At 54.8% G+C, this 20,746-nt stretch carries 17 protein-coding genes; 7 read left to right on the top strand and 10 right to left on the bottom strand.

Annotated elements, in window-relative coordinates:
- Positions 1-90 precede the first annotated feature (90 nt).
- Complete coding sequence (gene rpsD / locus A4S02_RS03155) at positions 91-708, bottom strand: 30S ribosomal protein S4 (protein WP_003622919.1); 618 nt, start codon at positions 706-708, stop codon at positions 91-93.
- A 272-nt stretch (positions 709-980) separates the two neighbouring features.
- Between rpsD and A4S02_RS03150 the strand changes: the two genes are divergently transcribed.
- Entirely contained in the window at positions 981-1,532 is a 552-nt protein-coding gene (locus tag A4S02_RS03150) for an HdeD family acid-resistance protein (RefSeq protein ID WP_070324153.1), read from the top strand.
- Between the two features lie 80 nt (positions 1,533-1,612).
- On the opposite strand, the gene A4S02_RS03145 is transcribed toward A4S02_RS03150, so the two are convergent.
- Complete coding sequence (locus tag A4S02_RS03145; RefSeq protein WP_019090127.1) at positions 1,613-4,213, bottom strand: cation:proton antiporter; 2,601 nt, start codon at positions 4,211-4,213, stop codon at positions 1,613-1,615.
- 267 nt (positions 4,214-4,480) lie between these two features.
- On the opposite strand from A4S02_RS03145, the gene A4S02_RS16005 reads away from it, so the two are divergent.
- Together A4S02_RS16005 and A4S02_RS03130 are read left to right on the top strand one after the other, a co-directional pair.
- Positions 4,481-4,720: a hypothetical protein gene (locus A4S02_RS16005; protein ID WP_228142439.1), complete on the top strand. Its 240-nt coding sequence runs from the start codon at positions 4,481-4,483 to the stop codon at positions 4,718-4,720.
- Positions 4,721-4,842: 122 nt separating this feature from the next.
- On the top strand, positions 4,843-6,552 hold the full coding sequence (locus A4S02_RS03130; protein WP_070322923.1) for an ABC transporter substrate-binding protein: 1,710 nt from the start codon (positions 4,843-4,845) through the stop codon (positions 6,550-6,552).
- Positions 6,553-6,650: 98 nt separating this feature from the next.
- Here the strand turns inward: A4S02_RS03130 and pstS are convergent, their stop codons facing one another.
- From pstS to rpmI, 5 genes are all read right to left on the bottom strand, one after another.
- On the bottom strand, positions 6,651-7,697 hold the full coding sequence (gene pstS / locus A4S02_RS03125; protein ID WP_082246731.1) for a phosphate ABC transporter substrate-binding protein PstS: 1,047 nt from the start codon (positions 7,695-7,697) through the stop codon (positions 6,651-6,653).
- 20 nt (positions 7,698-7,717) lie between these two features.
- The gene (gene pheT, locus A4S02_RS03120) at positions 7,718-10,177 is read right to left on the bottom strand and encodes a phenylalanine--tRNA ligase subunit beta (protein WP_070322922.1); all 2,460 of its coding nucleotides are present in this window, start codon (positions 10,175-10,177) and stop codon (positions 7,718-7,720) included.
- A gap of 3 nt (positions 10,178-10,180) precedes the next feature.
- Positions 10,181-11,251: a phenylalanine--tRNA ligase subunit alpha gene (gene pheS / locus A4S02_RS03115; protein WP_019090122.1), complete on the bottom strand. Its 1,071-nt coding sequence runs from the start codon at positions 11,249-11,251 to the stop codon at positions 10,181-10,183.
- 164 nt (positions 11,252-11,415) lie between these two features.
- Complete coding sequence (gene rplT / locus A4S02_RS03110; protein WP_003622900.1) at positions 11,416-11,775, bottom strand: 50S ribosomal protein L20; 360 nt, start codon at positions 11,773-11,775, stop codon at positions 11,416-11,418.
- Positions 11,776-11,789: 14 nt separating this feature from the next.
- Positions 11,790-11,990: a 50S ribosomal protein L35 gene (rpmI, locus tag A4S02_RS03105; RefSeq protein ID WP_003622898.1), complete on the bottom strand. Its 201-nt coding sequence runs from the start codon at positions 11,988-11,990 to the stop codon at positions 11,790-11,792.
- Positions 11,991-12,211: 221 nt separating this feature from the next.
- On the opposite strand from rpmI, the gene A4S02_RS03100 reads away from it, so the two are divergent.
- The 4 genes from A4S02_RS03100 to A4S02_RS03085 all read left to right on the top strand — a co-directional run bounded on the left by A4S02_RS03100 (position 12,212) and on the right by A4S02_RS03085 (position 18,229).
- The gene (locus tag A4S02_RS03100; protein ID WP_070322921.1) at positions 12,212-13,684 is read left to right on the top strand and encodes a mannitol dehydrogenase family protein; all 1,473 of its coding nucleotides are present in this window, start codon (positions 12,212-12,214) and stop codon (positions 13,682-13,684) included.
- 399 nt (positions 13,685-14,083) lie between these two features.
- Positions 14,084-15,412: a c-type cytochrome gene (locus A4S02_RS03095; RefSeq protein ID WP_070322920.1), complete on the top strand. Its 1,329-nt coding sequence runs from the start codon at positions 14,084-14,086 to the stop codon at positions 15,410-15,412.
- Between the two features lie 20 nt (positions 15,413-15,432).
- A complete protein-coding gene (locus A4S02_RS03090; RefSeq protein WP_019090118.1) occupies positions 15,433-15,909 on the top strand; it encodes a (2Fe-2S)-binding protein in 477 nt (158 codons plus the stop codon).
- Positions 15,902-18,229 (top strand): xanthine dehydrogenase family protein molybdopterin-binding subunit, encoded by a 2,328-nt coding sequence (locus tag A4S02_RS03085; RefSeq protein WP_070322919.1) that lies wholly within the window; start codon positions 15,902-15,904, stop codon positions 18,227-18,229. Before A4S02_RS03090 ends, A4S02_RS03085 begins: the two co-directional genes overlap by 8 nt.
- A 127-nt stretch (positions 18,230-18,356) precedes the next feature.
- On the opposite strand, the gene A4S02_RS03080 is transcribed toward A4S02_RS03085, so the two are convergent.
- Genes A4S02_RS03080 through hslV form a run of 3 tightly spaced genes read right to left on the bottom strand, consistent with a single transcriptional unit; the run spans position 18,357 to position 20,712 of the window.
- On the bottom strand, positions 18,357-18,800 hold the full coding sequence (locus A4S02_RS03080) for a SufE family protein (protein ID WP_070322918.1): 444 nt from the start codon (positions 18,798-18,800) through the stop codon (positions 18,357-18,359).
- The gene (hslU, locus tag A4S02_RS03075; RefSeq protein WP_070322917.1) at positions 18,800-20,113 is read right to left on the bottom strand and encodes an ATP-dependent protease ATPase subunit HslU; all 1,314 of its coding nucleotides are present in this window, start codon (positions 20,111-20,113) and stop codon (positions 18,800-18,802) included. The genes A4S02_RS03080 and hslU overlap by 1 nt, the downstream gene beginning before the upstream one ends.
- Entirely contained in the window at positions 20,113-20,712 is a 600-nt protein-coding gene (gene hslV, locus A4S02_RS03070; protein ID WP_070322916.1) for an ATP-dependent protease subunit HslV, read from the bottom strand. The genes hslU and hslV overlap by 1 nt, the downstream gene beginning before the upstream one ends.
- Positions 20,713-20,746: the final 34 nt, after the last annotated feature.

The following is a 20,746-nucleotide window of genomic DNA, read 5'->3' as shown; positions in this document are numbered from 1 at the left end:
GTTCCGAAACAAACATGAGTAAAAACGGCAAACGCCGGATGGAGAGAAACCCCTCCACCCGGCGCGGCATAAAACGAACCTAAACGCCGATTAACGGGAGTAGTATTCGACCACCAGATTCGGTTCCATCTGCACCGGATACGGCACATCGGAAAGCTGCGGGCCACGCAGATACGTGCCCTTCATCTGGCGATGATCGACTTCCATGTATTCCGGCACATCGCGTTCGGAAGACTGAGCGGCATCCAGAACGATAGCCAGCTGCTTGGACTTTTCACGCACTTCGATAACGTCACCATCCTTCACGAGGTAGGAAGGGATGTTCATCTTCTTGCCGTTAACCAGAATGTGGCCGTGGCTGATGAACTGACGGGAAGCAAACGGCGTGATAGCAAACTTCATCCGGTACACAACGGCATCCAGACGGCGTTCCAGCAGGTTGATCAGGTTTTCAGACGTATCACCCTTGCGGCGCACGGCTTCCTGATAGTAGCGGCGGAACTGCTTTTCTGTAATGTTACCGTAGTAACCCTTCAGCTTCTGCTTGGCCATCAGCTGAACGGAGAAGTCAGACGGCTTGCCCTTACGGCGCTGGCCATGCTGGCCCGGGCCATATTCGCGACGGTTAACCGGAGATTTGGCGCGACCCCACAGGTTTACACCAAGGCGACGGTTAATTTTATACTTGCTCTCAAGGCGCTTGCTCATAGTGCGCTCTTCTCTCTTAACAGGCGGAACATCGGGCAGATGTCCGTCGTTACACCGGTAGTCTCCGTCCACCACGGATCGGAGCGGGCGCAAACCGTATTACCAACGCGGCATATTGCCCCACTGGCCGATTTGTCCACATTCCCGGCAATGGAGGCAGGAATTACGAAACCCCGGGCGCAGTGTCAACTTTTTCCGTTGCGCTTTCTTCCATTCTGCAGTGCATAGTCGTGCCATCGGCACATAAAATTGAAAAGAAAGGATTGCTCAGCATGCCATTTGCTAAAAAATGGGGGCTATTTGTGGCGTTGGGTCTCGCCCTGATTATATTAGGCTTTATTGCCTGTATTGATGCGGTTTCCGTAACCCTTGCCAGCACCATCTTTATTGGCGCGCTGCTGATTGTGGCCGGCATTATGCAGGTGGTACATGCCTTTGCCGTGCGGGATTGGGGCGGCTTTATTTTTTCCCTGCTGTGCGGGCTACTCTACGCCGCGGGCGGTTACCTTCTTATAGAAGAACCAGCCACGGGCTCTGTTGTTATTACAATTTTTGTATCTGCCTGCTTTGTGGTTGTGGGTGTGCTGCGCTGCGTTCTGGCCCTGCAGGCACGCAATATGCCCGGCTGGGTGATTATTCTGGGTAGCGGGCTTATCAGCCTGCTTGTGGGCCTGTGCCTGTACTTCACCCTGCCGTGGTCTGGCCTGTGGCTGATTGGCACATTTGTTGGGGCAGAGCTGATTGTAAGCGGCATAAGCTGGCTGCAAATTGGCCTCGCCCTGCGCCAGAGCAATTCCCTGCCGCCCCCCATTACCCGCCTATAGAATTTACGACGTAATATACAAAAACGGCGCGGGCCTGTTGGCTCCGCGCCGTTTTTTATGGCCACATTATAAGGCCACATTCATTCCTTTGCATCGGATGAAGGTGGCAACTGGCTCTTAGGGGCCAACAGCATAAGGGCATCCTTGCCTGCATTATCTTCCACCTTACGGTTTGCACCGGGCAAAAGAGCAATAGGCCGCTCACCCGCTTCACGCTTGCGCAAGATGTTCTGAATATTTTCCAGCACCACGGGGTAATCTTCTATCAGGCGTTGAAAGCGGCTGGCTGTAATCACCATAAAATGCCCAAACTGCACGGCACGGATTGTGCCGGGGCAACGCCAGCCATGCAAAGCCTCCTGCGCCCCTATCAGATCCCCTGCGCCATACAGCACATCGGCCCCGGCCACGTGGCTTTCTGCCAAACCTGCGCTGATAAAATAGATGGCGCCCATCTTACGGCCCTTCCGGCAGATAACCTCCTGCGGGGCCACAAAGCGCAAAGATGTTGTGGTGGCCAGATCATGCAACTCTGCCCCCGGCAGCCCTTTGAAGATGGCCGCATGTTTCAGGCGGTCTTCTATGCCACTGCGCAAATCAAAGCTCATCCGTTTGACCAGACGGTGCCTACGGCGTTCCAGCTCTTTTAGCAGTTCGCGGCTGAGTTCATCACTGATAAGGGATTCTGAAAGCAGGGTTGTGTATTCCTCGCTTTCCAACCTTAGGGCAATCTGGCGAAAAATCCGGTTTTCCAGCGCCTCGGCATAGCCATGATAATGCAGCCGCAAGGTTTCCAGCGCCTCATCCAGCAACTTGCGCTGGCGAGAAAGCACCTCGGCCACAATTTCTCCAATACGGCTGCCCAATGTAGGCTCCAGCCGCTCGTGCATGAACCGTGTAAGTGAGATGGAAATGAAATGCGCCACCATCAGCATTTCAAACCGCTCCGCCATGCACAGCATCAGAGGCCGATCCAAACGCAAATGATTATGCACCCACTGCGCTGCCTTGAAACGCAAGGATGGGCTTAGCCGTTTGCGCAATGCCCGCACATAACCCAAGCGCCCTTCCAACCGTGCACCATCAATAGCCGCTTCGGAAGACCGCAACAGTGTTTCCATCACACGGCGGGAAAGCCCCTGCATGCGGAACAGATCCAGCAGCATAGAGCGTTCCTGACTGGCAATGGTGATCAGTGCCAGATTAACACGCTGGATGTCAGACAATGCGCGGTCAAACTCATTAGCAGCCTGTTCTTCCTCTGCCCGGCGCCCCAGATGATCAACAACCGAGCGCGTGGCATCTGCGCTAAAACCGAGTTCATCCCCCAGCTCCTTGGCGCGGGTGCACACATTGCCCAGTCCGATGCTCAGCACCTGATGCCGCATGGCCTCATCAATGGGGGAAAGCCGATCGAGCTTGAGAAACAGTACGAGTGAACGCAACGTGGTGCCGTTAACAAGCAGTGTGATCAACACAAAGCCGGTGGCGATAATACCGATAAAATGTGCAACAGGCGTGGAAACGTGCTCGTTTTCCGTAACGGCCAGCGCCAGCGCCAACGTAATGGCACCACGCAAACCACCCCAGACCATTGTCACCTTAAACGGTGTGGGCACCGGTGGGGAAAGGCGTGTCCATGCCAAGAGTGGTAACATGCCAAACACCACAGCCGCACGTGCAGCCAACCCCGCCACACTGGCAATAAGGATAAGCACCCAGTCCCACCGGGTCATGCCCACCAGCAGACGCGGCACCAGCATGGAGGCCAGCACAAACACCAAGGACCCCGCCCAGAACACCAATTGCTGCCAAAGCTGATTGAGAAACAACCATGTTTGCGGCCGAATGGTGGACGGCCCGTAAACAGAGAGCGTAAGCCCTGCCGCTGCCGTAGCCACCACACCGGAAACCCCCAGAATTTCATCTGAAAGGATGTACACCACATAAGGTAGCGCAACTGTCAGCGTGATTTCTGCCGCCGAACTGGCAATGGCAGACATCATGACCAGTGTGAGACGCCCAACAACAACCCCGACAATTAGCGCCCCCACAAAGGAGACCACGAAGGAAATCAGCGCATCACCCAGATGGATGGCTTTGTGCAGCGTGACGGATGGCAGAAGAATGGAGAAGATGGAAATAGCCGCAGCGTCATTCAGCAGCGCCTCACCTTCCACCAGCCGTGTTAAACGTGTTGCGGCCCCGATATCTCGGAAAATCCCGGCCACAGCGGAAGGATCTGTCGTAGCCACGATTGAGCCAAGCAGCAGGCAAACCACAAGTGGCATCTGGGCGAAGGGATACAGCGCAAAGCCAATTGTGGCCGTGGCAATAACAACCGCCACCACAGCCAGAAGCAAAACGGTGCCTGTTTCATGCGCCAAACGCCGCACATCAATGGCCAACGCGCCTTGAAACACCAGCGCGGGCAAAAAGATGAGCAAAAACTCTTCACTGTTCAGCGGGAAATCAAGCAACGCCTCAGCAATGCCATTGAAGGCTGAGGTATGAGAGCTGCGCAGCGCAACATCTGCCAAAGACCCGATGATAATGCCCACAATAGCCAGCAGAACCGTTTCAGACAGTTCCAGCTTGCGCGCAATGGGCTGCACGGTGCTTACCACCACCAAAAGCAATGCAATAACAAGCAGTACCGCTGCCAGACCCGTTACCGCCATGCCACGCTATTCCCTATATCCAACACCAACATCCACACTGCCCCACCGTTATCATCATGATAAGGCAAGGAAATGGCAGCTTCTACGCCATATGTGCTTTATCCCTAACATGGCATACCCTGCCCTAGCCATATTCCCCAAGAAATTGGCCTCATTATTCACGCATTTTCTTGCCATTATGTGAACGCATGGGGCTTGCACGCCACATATCAGCGCCTACCTGCTTTGTTCTTGGCGAACAGCCCCAAACAACGCTATGCTGGAGGTATGATGAAACAGTTTTCTTCATTGCGGCGCGCTCACAAGATCGCCCTTATGTTGCTGGCCGGATTTGGGCTTGCTGCCTGTGCGCATGATCCGCACCGGCACTATTATCACCCCGGCTCAAACCACGGGCGTGCTGCGCCTGGCTGGTACCGTCCCCCTCTTACGCCTCAGCAGGGTACTAACCCCTATAAGCACTCCACCACCAACTATGGTGGCGGCTCAATACGCTATGACCAGTAAATTTGTACGAATCTGCATTATTATTGCTACGATAATTGTGGGCATAATGATGGTATCGTCCCTTTACAAAAACCTTAGCGCGTTAATGACATCTCCTTCCCCCGAAGCGGCAATGGAGCAGAATGCTGGCCAGTAAATCTGGCACACTGTTTCGCTGTGCCTGTTTTTGTGTGCTGCTTACAAACAGCGCAACAAAAGCAGGCATGGCCGCGCCTGCTTCAGATACCCCTACGGCAATCACCACACATATGGGCGGGACTTTACGTCTGGTTGCGGCATCTTCGGGCGGTACGTTGGACCCCCAAATCAATTACTCCGCCAAATACATCAACCTATTTGCCAATGTATATGATGGGTTAACCACCTTCCGCAAAGCAGATGGTCTGGCTGGGGCAGATGTGGTGCCAGATTTGGCTGAAGACCTTCCACAACCCGAAGATGGTGGCTTAACCTACACCTTCCGCCTGCGTGAAGGCATTACATTCTCTAACGGGCAGCCCGTTGCTACGGCAGATGTTGTGACCTCCTTCCGCCGGATTTTTCGTGTCGGCAGCCCAACGGCTGGAGCTTTTTACGGCGCCATTAAAGGTGCGGATGCCTGCCTACGCAGCCCGGCAGACTGCAAGCTTGAAGGTGTTGTAGAAAACCCTGCCACGCGCAGCATTACGTTCCATCTGACAACGCCTGACACAGAATTCCTGCATAAGCTGGCATTTACGCACGCTGTTATTTTACCCGCCAACGCGCCAGACCATGATACCGGCAATGTGCCTTTGCCCAGCACCGGCCCCTATCAGCTTACAGCATATGACCCAAACCGGTTTTTGAAATTGGAACGCAATCCGTATTTCAAGGAATGGAACGCACAGGCGCAGCCCTTCGGCTACCCTGACCGAATAGATTATACCTTTGGCATACCAGATGAAGCTGCCGTAACCGCCGTAGAAAACGGACAGTATGATTGGATGGCAGACCCTATTCCCCTAGACCGATTGGGAGAATTGGGCAGCCGCTTTGCAAGCCAAACGCATGTATTACGCCACCCGGCCATGTATTTTCTGCCCATGAACATGCGGGAAGCGCCTTTTTCTTCCCTTAAGGCACGGCAGGCCGTAAATTACGCCCTAAATCGCAAGGCCATGACCATTTTATATGGAGGTCCCGCCATTGCCCGCCCGCTATGCGGCATGTTGCCTTCCACTTTACCGGCATCCTCTACGCAATGTTTTTATACCAAGGATGCCTCTCCTGAATCTCCTGCCCCCATGTGGCGTGGCACAGATATGGAAATAGCGCGTAATCTGGTGCGTGAAAGCGGAACATACGGCCAGAAAGTTACTGTGATAGCCGCCAACACCAGTGTTGATCTGGCTATGGGCGCATGGGTGCGGGATATGCTGCAAAATCTTGGCTACCGCGCCAACCTGCGCCCGCTTAGCAGCGCGCTGGCTTTTTCCTACATGCAGAATTCGGATAACCATGTGCAAATTGGCGTAGCCTCTTGGTCTGCCGATTATCCATCGGCTTCCAACTTTTTGGATGCTTTATTGGGGTGTGAAAATATTCATCCCGGTTCAGACAGTTCCATCAATATTCCCGGCTTTTGTAACCAAGATGTGCAAAGCCTGATGGATAAAGCCAAAACGGATGTAAGCCTGAGCGCACAGGCGCAAAACGCCCTGTGGCAGGAGGCAGACAGGCGGGTTATGGAGCAAGCCCCCGTGGCCCCGGCCATTGAAAAAGATGCTGTGATTTTAACATCCCCACGCCTGAAAAACCTATTGTTCACAACCGTAAACCAGCTTTTGTTTTCTCAGGCATGGGTTCAATAACTTATCCCGCTTTAACGCTTTATCCACAGAATCTGTGGATGAAACGTGGGACAACCGCAGGATGAAAGCTGGAAGAACCGGATAACCCGGTTATCCGCCTATTTCAGCCGTTCCAGAACGGCATCCCGCACAACTGGGGGCAATGGCACGTAGTCCAGTTCCCGGCTGGCGGCTTCTCCATCCTTCACACCCCAACGAAAGAACGTTCTTACGGCGTTTCCGTGATTTGCCTCATTCGCTTCACGCGGCACAAGCGCATAGGTGGTGGTCACAATCGGCCAGCTTCCGGCTCCATCTGCATCACAGAGCGAGGCTGTCATATCTGCATGGTCCCACGTGGCGTTTTCCGCAGCCCGTGTAAAACTGGTAACAGACGGCACCACAAATTCCCCCGCCCGATTTTGCAGAACAACGGTAGAAAGGTGGTTGCGTTCTGCATAAGCATACTCCGCATACCCCACACTGCCTTCCGTATTTTTTACGTAAGAGGCAATGCCATCATTCCCACGCGCGCCTGCGCCAACTGGCCATGCAACAGACGTGCCACGCCCCACCTGTTTGTCCCACGTAGGGGAAACCCGGCCAAGATATTCTGTAAACACGTAGGTTGTGCCTGATCCATCTGCCCGATGCAGCGGGGCCACGGGTAGACCCGGCAACGTAACACCGGGGTTGAGCGCAACAATGCGCGGATCATTCCACTGCGTGATGGAACCATCATAAATAGCTGCCAAAACGGGACCGGTAAGGCGTAAGGCACCTTCAGGCACGCCCGGCACATTGGCTATAACAACAATGCCACCAATAGCGGTGGGAAACTGGAGCAAATGCCCAGCCTCCAACCGCGCATGAGACATAGGGGCATCAGATGCCCCAAAATCTACTGTGCCAGCCAGAACCTGATTTTGCCCAGCGCCAGAACCAATGGTCTGATAATTAAGCTGCACACCGGTTTGCGTCGCAGAATGCGCAGACCATGACTGATACAAGGGCGCGGCAAAGCTGGAACCAGCCCCTGTAATTTGTTCAGCCTGCGCCTGCGGCAAAACAGTGCCCGCCAAGCCACACAACAAGGCAGAGAGAGCAACCGTTTTTTTCCAACGCATATTCTTTGCCCTGCCCGCCATGATGCGCTTTTCCTTCATACAGCCCTGCTCCTTGCTACTTAACGCAGGGTTGCGCCTGTTGCCTTGGTAACAGCGGCAACAATTTTTTCAGACACAGCTTCCAGTTCCGCATCTGTCAGGCTTTTATCCATGGGCTGAAGGGTAACCTCCACACCAATGGAGCGATGACCTTCCGGCACATGCGGGCCTTCATACACATCAAACAGGCTTACATCTGCCACAAGCTGACGCTCTGCCCCACGCACGGCCCGCAGCAATTTTTCACCCGGCACATCGCGCGCCACAACAAATGCAAAATCACGCCGCACGGGTTGGAACGCAGAAAGACGCGGAGCGGCTTTCTTTTTACGTTTGGGATCTGGCACCGTATCTGGCATCAGCTCAAACCCGACAACCGGCACATCAATACCCTCGGCCTGAAGCAGAGATGGATGCAGTTCACCAAAATAGGCCAGAACGTTTTTGGACCCCTGCCGCAGCACGCCGGAACGGCCGGGGTGGTACCAACCCGGTGCATCTGTGGTGGTGCTAATGGCATCTGGGGTCACACCAAGCTGCTGGAGCAATTCCAGTGCATCAGCCTTGGCCGCCCAGAGGGAAACAGGCTGTCCCGCCTGCCCCGGATAACGTGCTGTGTGGCCAGAGCGCACACCAGCTACCACTGGTTGCTGGCCGTTTTCTGCAAAGGCTGGGCCAACTTCAAACAGCCCCAGATTGCCCCATCCACGAGCACTGTTGTGCTTAACTGCAGCCAACAGGTTGATCATAGGCGTGGGGCGCATCTGGTCCAGATCAGATGCAATGGGGTTGAGCAGACGCAGGGATTCCGGCGCACCACCAAAGCGTTCAGCCTCCTCGTGCGAGACGAAGGAAAAACCGACTGTTTCTGTTAGCCCGCGCGCAGCCAAAAAGCGCCGTGCCAGTGCCAGCCGCACCTGCCGGGGCGTAAGTGCTGCTTCTGGCACAACCACCACAGATGGCAGCGGCACCGCAGGTACAGCGTCCAGCCCTTTCAGACGCAGCACTTCTTCAACCAGATCACTTTCTGATTCTATGGTTGCAACACCTTCCGCAGCCTTGGCCGCAACATCAACCGGAATGCCCTCGCTCTGTGCCAAAACAGGCTTTTGGGCAATATCGTTCCGCCATGATGGCACGCTCACGCGCACTTGCGTATTGGTGCGTTCCTGCACTTCAAAACCCAGCTTTTCCAGCAGGTCCACGCTTTCATCAGCAGGCACATCCAGCCCACCCAGATCACGCACGCGGGCAAAGCGCAGCGTAGCATCACGCTGCCATGCAGGCGGTTCCCCAGCGGAAACAACCTCGCTGGCCTCGCCACCACACAGTTCAATAATCAGGCGTGTTACAGCTTCCAAAGCCGAAACTGGCAGGGCCGGGTCAACCCCACGTTCAAACCGATAGCTGGAATCCGAGGAAACGCCCACGCGGCGGGCGCTCAGAGCAATTTTTACGGCATCAAACAGTGCACATTCCACAAATACATCTGTGGTTTCTGCTGTTGCACCTGTGGCTTCACCACCCATAATCCCGGCCAAAGACTGCACGCCAGCCTGATCTGCAATCACGCAGTCTTCCGGGCCAACTGTGTAGTCCTGCCCATCCAGCGCACGGAACTGCTCACCTTCGCCGCGGCAGATTGTCAGTTTACCACCAGCAATTTTGGCAGCATCAAACACATGCAGCGGACGGCCGAGATCGAAACAGAAATAGTTAGTGATATCCACCAATGCAGAAATCGGGCGCAGGCCAATGCTTTCCAGCTTGCGCTGGAGCCATTCCGGGCTGGGGCCGTTTTTCACACCACGAATAGTGCGGCCCAGCACCCACGGGCAGGCTTCCGGGTAAGAAATATCCCACACCACAGGGGATTCAAATTTGCCTTCCACCGTTTCCGCCAGCCACGGGCGCAACGTGCCAAGCCCTGCTGCGGCCAGATCCCGCGCAATACCACGCACACCCAGCGCATCACCACGGTTGGGGGTAATGGCAATGTCGATCACCACATCATCAAGGCCAGCAAAATCAGCATACGACTGGCCGGGAAGCGTATCTTCTGGCAGTTCTGCAATGCCGTTGCTTTCTTCACCAAGGCCCAATTCACGCAGGGAGCACAGCATACCACCGCTGGCCTCACCACGAATCTTGCCTTCCTTAATGGTAATATCCAGCCCCGGCACATAGGTGCCCGGCTTGGCAAAAATAACAGCCAGCCCTTTACGTGCGTTGGGTGCGCCACACACCACCTGCACATCCTGAAAACCGGGGCCAGCATCTACCCGGCATACTTGAAGGCGGTCTGCATTGGGGTGCGGCTGGGCATCCAAAATACGGGCGGTTAAGAATGGCTCAATTGCCGCGCCGCGGTTTTCAACACTTTCAACCTCAAGCCCGATCTGGTTCAGCTTCGCGCAGATTTCTTCCAGCGTGGCCTGCGTATCCAGATGGTCATACAACCAAGATAGCGTGAACTTCATTCCTCACACCCCCTCATGCAGTAGCGCGGGCGCAAGTGGGTCTGACCCATAATAGCGCAGCCAGCGGATATCACTTTCATAAAACGAACGCAGATCGGGAATACCGTTCTTGAGCATAGCCAGCCGTTCAATGCCCATACCAAAGGCAAAGCCCTGCCATTCACGCGGGTCCAGCCCACAGTTGGCCAACACGCGGGCATGAATCATACCTGCACCCAGCACTTCCAGCCAATCTTCCCCGCCGCCGATCTCACCAGTTTTGCGAGACCAGCCGATATCGACTTCCAAGGAAGGTTCGGTGAATGGGAAGTAAGAGGAACGGAAACGCACAGGTAGTTCCGGCTTACCAAAAAACGCTCGCAAAAATTCAATCAGGCAGCCCTTAAGGTGCCCTAGCGTAATGCCCTTACCCACAACCAAACCTTCGCACTGGTGGAACATGGGGGAATGCGTGGCATCATGATCGGCCCGGTAAGTGCGGCCCGGTACAATCACGCGGATAGGCGGTTTTTGCGCCAGCATGGTGCGGATTTGCACGCCAGACGTCTGGGTACGCAGCACGCGTGTAACGTCCAGCCCCGGCTGCGGCGGCAGATAAAACGTATCATGATCCGTGCGCGCAGGGTGATGATCGGGCGTGTTGAGGGCGGAAAAGTTATGCCAGTCGGTTTCGATATCCGGCCCTTCTGCCACCTTAAAGCCCATGGCGCCAAAAATGGCGGTCATTTCTTCAATCGTGCGGCTGATAGGGTGCAGATAGCCACGCTCAACCGGCAGTGGCGGCAAGGTAACATCTACCCGCTCGGCAACCAGGCGAGCTTCCAGCTCTGCGGCTTCCAGCTCTTTCCCACGCGCTTCAACAGCGCGAGTGAGTTCATCACGCAGGCGGTTGAGCGCTACACCGCGGGCTTTGCGTTCATCGGGCTGCATTTTCCCCAGCGCTTTGAGCAAAGCCGTCAGCCTACCGGATTTTCCCAGTGTACTAACACGCACGGTATCCCATGCTTTCAGGTCTGTGGCGCCAGCCAGTTCGGACAGGACTTCCTGCCGCAGAATCTCAAGATCGTTGCTCATGAAACCTCACGCGAGGAGAAAATGCTTACCGGGCGGATACAATTTCCCGCAACGGAAGAAAAGCCCCAAGAGGGAAAACCACATTTTCCCTCACCGGCACCAAGCAAAAAGGCCGCCCACGGGGGACGGCCTTTTCTTCAACCTTATCGTATCAGACAGGCAGATCAGGCAGCCAGAGCAGCCTGAGCCTTCTTTACGATTTCAGCAAAAGTTGCGGCATCATCAAACGCAATGGCGGCCAGCACCTTACGATCGATTTCGATACCAGCCTTGTCCAGACCGTTAATGAAACGGCTGTAGGTCAGGCCATGTTCGCGCACCGCAGCGTTGATACGCTGAATCCACAGAGCGCGGAATTCACGCTTTTTGTTGCGGCGGTCACGGTAAGCATAGCGCAGTGCCTTTTCAACACGTTCCAGCGCAATGCGATAGTTGGTGGAGGAGCGGCCACGATAACCCTTGGCCAGTTCCAGAACCTTTTTATGACGAGCAAGGGTGGTAACACCCCGTTTTACACGTGCCATGAATCAGATGCTCCTTATAGCCCGTAGGGGGCCCACTGCTTGACGGTACGACCGTCCTGCGGGGTCATGGTCTGCGTGCCGCGAGCGGAGCGCTTCATTTTCTGTGTGCGCTTGATAAGGCCGTGGCGTTTACCGCACGGACCAGAGAGCACCTTGCCGGTTGCGGTGATTTTAAACCGCTTCTTGACCGACGATTTGGTCTTCATCTTGGGCATTTCAACACTCCTGAAAAACTCTGGATAACGTTACCTTACATAATAAGGTAACCAACCACGGCCGGGCATGCCCTACAAGCCCGGACGCGTGTGCGAATGCGCTCCCTTAACGAAAAGCCCCATCACTTTCAAGCCTCACATACGCAGCTTTCTTGCTTATGCTGCGTTTTGCCCCAACATTATTCACCAACAGATATTTTAAAGCGAGGTACACAGTTTTCATGATCCCTCTTTCCAACGCCACACTGCATCAGCTTCCCATTCAGGTTACAACGCCACGTTATGATCGGCAGAAAACCACGGCAGGCATTGCTCATCTTGGCGTGGGCAATTTTCATCGCGCCCATCAGGCCATGTATATTAACAAAGTTCTGGAGCGTGAGGGCCATCAAGGCTGGGCCATTGTTGGCGTAGGCCTGCGCAACACCCCGCGTGAAGATAGGCGCGCTGCCATTATGGCGGAACAGGATAACCTGTACACACTCACCGCTTTTGCACCCGATGGCTCCCATGAAACCAATGCTATCGGCAGCATTATAGAATATGTGCATGCAGCCAAAGATCGTGCTGCCGCCATTAAGCGCCTGACAGACCCGAATATTAAAATTGTCACCCTCACCATTACAGAAGGTGGGTACTACTTGGATGCTGAAGGTAACTTCACGCTCGATCACCCTGATATTAAAGCAGATTTAGCACGTGATGTACCCGAAACTGCATTTGGGTTGGTATGTGAAGCCCTGCGTCAGCGGCGCGAAAGCGGCACCGGCCCCTTTACAGTACTAAGCTGCGATAACCTGCGCCACAATGGCAAAGCTGCCCGCACGGCTTTCTGCGCCTACGCCACAGCGCGCGATCCTGTTTTGGGTGCGTGGATAAAGGAAAACGTGACCTTTCCATCCAGCATGGTGGACCGGATTACGCCATCTGTTGGTGATGCAGATATTACACGTTTGAATGCCCTTAACGGCGTTGCTGACCAGATGCCCATTTTTGCAGAAGATTTTACGCAATGGGTGATTGAAGATAATTTCTGCGATGGCCGACCAGAACTGGAAACCGTGGGCGTGCAGTTTACAGATGATGTGGGGCCTTATGAGCAGGTAAAACTGCGGATGCTCAATGCCTCCCACTCTATGCTGGCACTTCCCGGCGTACTGATGGGGTATGACACCGTGCCGCATGCCATAGAAGACACTTTGCTGCTGGGGCATCTGGAACGTTTTCTGGCAGAAGATGCCTCACCGTTCATTACACCACCCAAAGGCGTTTCTCTGGCACAATATGCCCAACAGGTACTGCACCGCTTCCGCAACCCTGCGGTGGGCGATCAGCTTTTGCGCATTGCTTCTGATAGCGGCTCCAAACTGCCTGTATTCCTGACAGATACTGTCAATGGCGTTCTGGGCTCCGGGCGCGATCATTGGCGGCTGGCGTTTGGCACAGCCTGCTTTTTGGAATATTTGCGTGGCACCACGGATCAGGGCACGCCCTATACCATTACAGAACCTGCCATCAACGCCGAACAACTCGCATTGGCGCGCGCAGAAGATCTGGCCGCAGGATTGCAGATGACTGTTTTTGCGGGTTGGAACCTGAAAGATCACCCCAGCTTCGCAACCGATGTTGTTAAAATTCGCCAGAGCATTCGTGCTCAGGGCACACATAAAACCCTTGCCCAGCACGCTGGCTAATCAGCCTTAGGCCATTACGCCGCCCTACCGTTGCGCTCTCTCCGATAAACCGAATACGGCCCAAGCAGAGAGCGCAACAGCCCCTTTCATCGCAAAAATATGATTTCTTTCAAGAACTGAGCGCATGGCATACATGCAAAATCAACGCTTAACTATATACGTTAAAATATAGATAAAGACCAAACCCCTGTTTTTCTGCAATATTCTCGGCAGACAAATAAATCTTATTCAGATTTCACTGTAATACAGTGGAACCTATGCGTTTATTTACATCGCAAATCCAGATAAGAATTGTCCTGAATCAAGAAACGAACCTCAGACGCTGATCCATCGGCTCATGGCGCGTAGGCTTACGTGTTGCCCGCCAGATGGTACGTTTTTCACGGGATTGGGGGTAGAGTGATCAAACGTCTTCTAGCGGGAGTAGCCGCGGCCGGGGTCCTTGGGGGGCTCGGGTTCTTATATTATGCGTGGTATCCACCAATTGAACCAATTGAGCGGCCAAACCCCGCCAGCTTTTCTGCCGAGCAGATAGAGCGTGGGCGGATTGTTGCTGCCGAAGGGTATTGCGCTGAATGCCATACCCGCACAGATAACGGCGGCGGCCCAGAACTGGCTGGTGACTATAAAATGGATACCCCGTTCGGGGCCATCTATTCTTCCAACATCACACCAGATGTTGAAATGGGCATTGGTTCCTGGTCGGAAGAAGCCTTCCGCCGCGCCATGCACCTTGGTGTCTCCCGCAAGGGCGTGCATCTGATCCCGGCTTTCCCGTACGATCATTTCACCAAGATGACGGATCAGGATATTTCCGATCTGTATGCCTACATCATGACACGTCCGGCCGTGCATATGTCACGCCGCCCGAACGAACTACCCTTCCCCCTCAGCCTGCGTCTGCTGCAGGCTGGCTGGAAGCTGCTGTATCTGCGCCCCGGCGTGTACAAGCCCGACCCTCGGCATGATGCGTTGTGGAACCGTGGTGCCTATTTGGCCGAAGGCAACGCCCATTGCGGCGCGTGCCATACCCCGCGTGACCTCATGGGGGCCGAAAAGAAAGGCTCTGCCTATGATGGCGCTGTGGTGGATAACTGGATTGCGCCCGCCCTTAACGAGCACAACCCAACCCCCACCACATGGACGGAAGACGAGCTGTTCCAGTATCTGCGCTTTGGCGTAGCACCGCTGCACGGTCCGGCTGGTGGGCCTATGTCTCCCGTGCCGCATCGCTTCCTTTCCACCGTGCCGGAAGCAGATGTGCATGCCATTGCGCATTACTTTGCGGATGTGGACCACGCTGCCGAACGTGAAAAGAACGATAAAGCAGCCTTGGCTCGCGCCATGGAAGAATCCAAAACCGATCTGATTGGCCCGAATGTGGACCCGGACGCAAAGCTGTATCAGGGTGCCTGTGCAGCCTGCCATTACAACGCAGCGCCCACCCCTGTTCTTGGCCGCCCGGATCTGGCGCTAAACAACGCACTGTGGCTGGATGAGCCCACAAACCTGTATCAGGTTATGCTACGTGGGCTTACGGCGGAAGAAGGGCAATCTGACGTTGCCATGCCTAGCTTCTACAATGCGCTGTCCGACAAGGATATGGCCCGCATTGCCGCCTATCTGCGCCGCACCCGCACCACACTGCCGCCGTGGACAAACCTTGAGAAAAAGGCCGCCGAAGTGCGCAAGACCGTCCAGCCAGTTCCTGTCAATTCTTCGCACTAAGACGGAACACGGAGCAAGAGATGATAAAATTCAAACTCAATGGCCGTGACGTTTCCGTCGATGTGCCAGAAGATACCCCTTTGTTGTGGGCCCTGCGTGATGATCTGGACCAGACAGGCACAAAGTTTGGTTGTGGCGTAGGCCAGTGCGGTGCATGCACCGTGCTGGTGGGTGGCCGTGCCACCCGCTCCTGCATTACGCCCATTAGCTCCCTTGAAGGCGCTGATGTGACCACCATTGAAGGCCTGCACCCAGAAGGCAAACACCCCGTGCAGGAAGCCTGGAAGGATATTCAGGTTCCGCAGTGTGGGTACTGCCAGTCCGGCCAGATCATGCAGGCTGTCAGCCTTCTGAAAGATTATCCCGACCCTACGGATGAGCAGATTGATGGCGTAATGGGCGGTAGCCTGTGCCGCTGCATGACGTATGTGCGCATCCGCAAGGCAATCAAGAAAGCAGCCGCCGCCATGCAGAAGGAGGAGGCATCTCATGGGTAAGCTGGAACGCATTGCAGCCCGGCAGGATCGGGCCGCAGGCCGTGGGCCTACGCGCCGCGGTTTTCTGCTTACGGCCATGGGCTCGGCCTTTATGTTCGGCTTTGCGCGGCAGGGTAACGCTGCGCAGGTTTATCCGCAGGCCGCAGGCAATCTGCCCGCTGGTGGTGCGTTTGAACCCACAATCTGGTGCTCCATTGCGCCAGATGGCTGGGTGAACGTAAATGTTATTCGTGCAGAAATGGGCCAGCATGTTGGCACAGCCCTTGCCCGGATTATTGCCGATGAAATGGAAGCGGACTGGAACAAGGTTCGGATCACCTATGTAGATACAGACCCCAAGTGGGGCCTGATGATTACAGGTGGTTCCTGGTCTGTCTGGCTGACGTGGGATCAGTTCCGCCAAGCTGGTGCAGCAGCCCGCACTGTGATGGTGGAAGAAGGCGCACGCCTGCTGGGTGTGGCTCCTTCTGCCTGTATCGCACGCAATGGGCAGGTTATTGCGGGCAAGCGCTCCATTTCCTACGGTGATATTGTCAGCCGTGCACACCCCACCCGCACCTTTACGCCAGATGAAATGGCCAAGCTGCCGCTGAAGCCTTCATCCGAACACCGGTTGATCGGGCGTGAAGTTAAAGCGCTCGATATCCCTTCCAAAACAGATGGCTCCGCCATTTATGGCATTGATGCCAAGCTGGAAGGCATGGTGTATACCCGCCCCAAAATGCCGCCCACGCGGTATGGCTCCAAAGTGGTTTCTGTTGATGATACAGAAGCCAAAAAGGTTAAGGGCTATATCCGCTACATTGTGCTGGAAGATCCTTCCAACACTGTGCCGGGCTGGGTTGCGGTTCTTGCTTCCTCCTACCCTGCTGCCATCCGCGCAACAGATGCCCTGAAAGTTACGTGGACACCGGGTAAAACCGCCAACGTGACTGAACAGGACATTATTGAGCACGGCCGCAAGCAGATTGCCGAAAAAACCGGCGGTTCGCGCATCTTCAATGATGCCGGAGTGGATGAAGCGCTGGCCAAAGCCGATAAGGTGGTGGAACGCACCTATACGTGCTCTTCCGTGCTGCATTATCAGCTAGAACCCATGAACGCTCTTGCCCGCCTGCATGAAGGCAAGTGGGAAGTGCATTGTGGCAACCAGTGGCAGACCCTTTTCCTGCCCGTTATTGCCAAGGCGCTTCAGGTTCCTGAATCCGATGTGGTGATGCGCAGCTACCTATTGGGGGGTGGTTTTGGCCGCCGCCTGAACGGGGATTACGCAGTTCCCGCCGCGCTGATTTCCAAGGCATTGGGTGGCAAGCCTGTTAAACTGGTCTTCACGCGTTCTGATGACGTGCTGTTTGATTCCATCCGCTCACCGTCCATCCAGACAGTGCGCGCTGGCGTTAACAAAGATGGCTCCATCAATGGGTGGGAACATCATGCTTCTGCAGGTTGGCCAACAGGCGTGATGGCTGCTGCCTTTATGGAAAAAGGTGAAGACGGTAAACCATACGATCAGTTCGCTATTGCGGGTGCTGACCATTGGTACGACGTAGGCCCCATTCTGGTGCGCGCACTGGATAATGATCTGGCAGACGCCACTATCCGCCCCGGCTGGTTGCGTTCGGTCAGTTCCGGCTGGACGCCTTGGGCGCATGAATGCTTTTTGGATGAACTGGCCCATGATTATGGGAAAGACCCAATTGATTTCCGCCTTGGGCTGCTCACGTGCAAAGGCCGTAATGCAGGTAGTGCTCCCAACTCTGTTGGTGGCGCATCCCGTCAGGCCAATGTGCTCAAAAAGCTGGTAGAAAAGTGCGGTTACGGCAAAGTCAGCCTGCCTAAAGATACGGCCATTGGCATTGCCACCACCTTCGGGCAGGAACGCAACATGCCAACATGGACAGCAGGTGCCGCACAGGTACATGTTGACCGCGAAACAGGCGTTGTAACCTGCCAGAAAATCTGGCTAGTGCTGGATGCTGGCACGATTATTGACCCAGACGGCGCTTTGGCCCAAACCGAAGGCGGCGCACTGTGGGGCCTGAGCATGGCGCTGTTTGAAGGCACAGAAATTGAAAACGGCAACGTGCGTGACCGCAACCTGAACACCTATACGCCCCTGCGTATTACAGATGTGCCGGATATGGATATTGAATTCCTGCCCAGCACAGAAAAACCCATGGGTCTTGGTGAACCAGGTGTAACCACCATTGCGCCAGCTATTGGCAACGCCATTTTCAATGCTGTTGGCGTGCGTATGCGGCACCTGCCTGTGCGCCCGGCTGACATTTTGAAAGCGCTGAAAGAAAAAGGGAACGCCTGATTTTTCAGGCACCCGCTTTTCTGTAAAGCAGGCATAAAAAAAAACCGGCGGCTGGATTTTTCCAGCACGCCGGTTTTTTATTTGAAATTGCACCACCTGTCTAAAGGCAGCGCAATTCACATTCAGTTCAGGCCACAGCAGAAGCCGCAACGGAACGAATAGCCCGCGCCATAGCTTCCACGCCGTTGCCTCGGTTGGTGGAAAGTGCTTGCACAAGCCCCAGATCACGCAAAAATTTGAGATCTGTTGCCTGAATTTCTTCCTTAGATCGGCCGGAATACACACGCAGCAACAAGGCTACCAGCCCGCACACTATGGCGGCGTCAGACAGACCTGCAAAATACAGTTTGCCGTCCTCTTCCTTTTCTTCCAGCCATACCTGGCTTTGGCAGCCGGGCACGCGGTGGGCATCATCACACCATTCTTTAGGAAAAGGAGGCAGCTTGCGCCCCATTTCTATGATGTACTGATACCGCTCCATCCAATCATCAAAGATTTCCAGCTCATCGCGGATGGCTTCAATAGCTTCTTCTGCCGTATCTTCCTGCGGCGTTACAAATGGTGCTTCCATTACAGAATAAACCTGCTCAGATCTCCCTTGCGCGCCAGTGGCGCGACTTTTTCCTGCACCATTGCAGCATTTACTTCCACAGCTTCGCCCTTACGGTCCGATGCCGTGAAAGATACATCTTCCAACAATCTTTCCAGCACCGTGGCAAGGCGCCGCGCCCCAATATTTTCTACACGGTCGTTAATATCTGCTGCCAGTTCAGCCAGCGCATCTATCGCATCATCCGCAAAGTTTAAGGTAACACCTTCTGTTCCCATCAGAGCGATATACTGTTTCAGCAGAGAATGTTCGGGATCTGTTAGAATGCGGCGCAAGTCTTCACGGCTAAGCGGCTGCAATTCTACCCGAATAGGTAAACGGCCCTGAAGTTCTGGCAAAAGATCGGACGGCTTAGCCAAATGGAACGCGCCAGAGGCAATAAACAGAATATGGTCTGTATTAACCGGCCCGTATTTGGTGGAAACGGTTGTGCCTTCAATAAGCGGCAGCAGATCGCGCTGCACCCCTTCGCGAGAGACATCGCCACCTTTTGCACCGCTTTCTGATGCACGGGCACACACCTTGTCTATCTCATCTAAAAAGACAATGCCGTTTTCCTGCGCATTTGCCACCGCTTCCCGCGTGAGGGCCTCACCATCCAGCAGGCGGTCTGCTTCTTCACGCTTCAGGTATTCCCGTGCCACAGAAACCTTGAGTTTCTTCTGCTTGGGGGCACGGTTCATGAAGGCTTTCATCATATCGCCTACATTGATGGCCTGCCCCGGCATAGCTCCGGGCATTTCACCGCTTCCGGCAGGGGCCTGCTCGGTTACGGCAATATCAATTTCCTTATCTTCAAGCTGGCCGCTGCGCAGCATGCTGCGGAATTTGCTTTTTGTATCGGCAGAAGATCCTTCCCCCGCTAGCGCATCCACAATGCGTTCTTCCGCTGCCTGCTGGGCTTTTTCTTCAACATCCTTGCGGCGCGATGTTTTCAGCATGGTGATGGACACTTCCACCAGATCGCGCACAATGCTGTCTACATCACGGCCCACGTACCCCACTTCGGTAAACTTAGTGGCTTCCACCTTCAAAAAAGGGGCCTGCGCAAGTTTTGCCAGCCTGCGGGCAATTTCCGTTTTACCACAGCCCGTGGGGCCGATCATGAGGATGTTTTTGGGCACAACCTCTTCACGCATGCCCTCAGAAAGCTGCGCACGCCGCCAGCGGTTACGCATAGCAATAGCCACGGCCCGCTTGGCATCCTGCTGGCCCACAATAAACCGATCCAGCTCGCTTACAATTTCACGTGGGGAAAAATTAGGAGCATCCATTACCGGCTCTCCTGATCTGAAGCTGCCTTGAGTGTTTCCACCCGGACAGAATGATTGGTGTAAACGCAAATATCACCAGCAATCTTCATAGACCGCCGCACAATTTCCTCAGCCCCCAGCCCATCAACCGTTAGCAGGGCACGCGCGGCGGAAAGGGCGTAATTGCCACCTGATCCAATAGCGATAATGCCATCTTCGGGTTCCAGCACATCGCCATTACCTGTGAGGGTAAAGGAATGCTCGGCATCTACCACGGCCATCATGGCTTCCAACCGGCGCAGATAACGGTCTGTCCGCCAATCCTTTGCCAGTTCCACACAGGCGCGCTCAAGCTGGTTGGGATAGCGTTCCAGCTTGGCTTCCAGCCGCTCCAGCAGGGTAAAAGCATCTGCCGTGGCCCCCGCAAAGCCCGCCAGAATATTATCCTGCGGGCCTATGCGGCGCACCTTACGGGCATTGCCCTTTACAACTGTGCTGCCCAGCGTGACCTGACCATCGCCCGCCATGGCAACTTCGGCCCCGCGCCGCACACAGAGAATGGTTGTCCCGTGCCAACCGACGGGATCATGAGATGAGGAAGCTGTATGAAGAGTATGCATGATCTTCCTCAGATAAGCCTTATTTCGCCCAGAA

Origin of the sequence: Acetobacter ascendens, assembly GCF_001766235.1 — a bacterium.
Lineage (GTDB): Bacteria > Pseudomonadota > Alphaproteobacteria > Acetobacterales > Acetobacteraceae > Acetobacter > Acetobacter ascendens.
The sequence above is the reverse complement of the archived record's forward strand: the minus strand, read 5'-3'. Positions and strand labels throughout refer to the sequence as shown.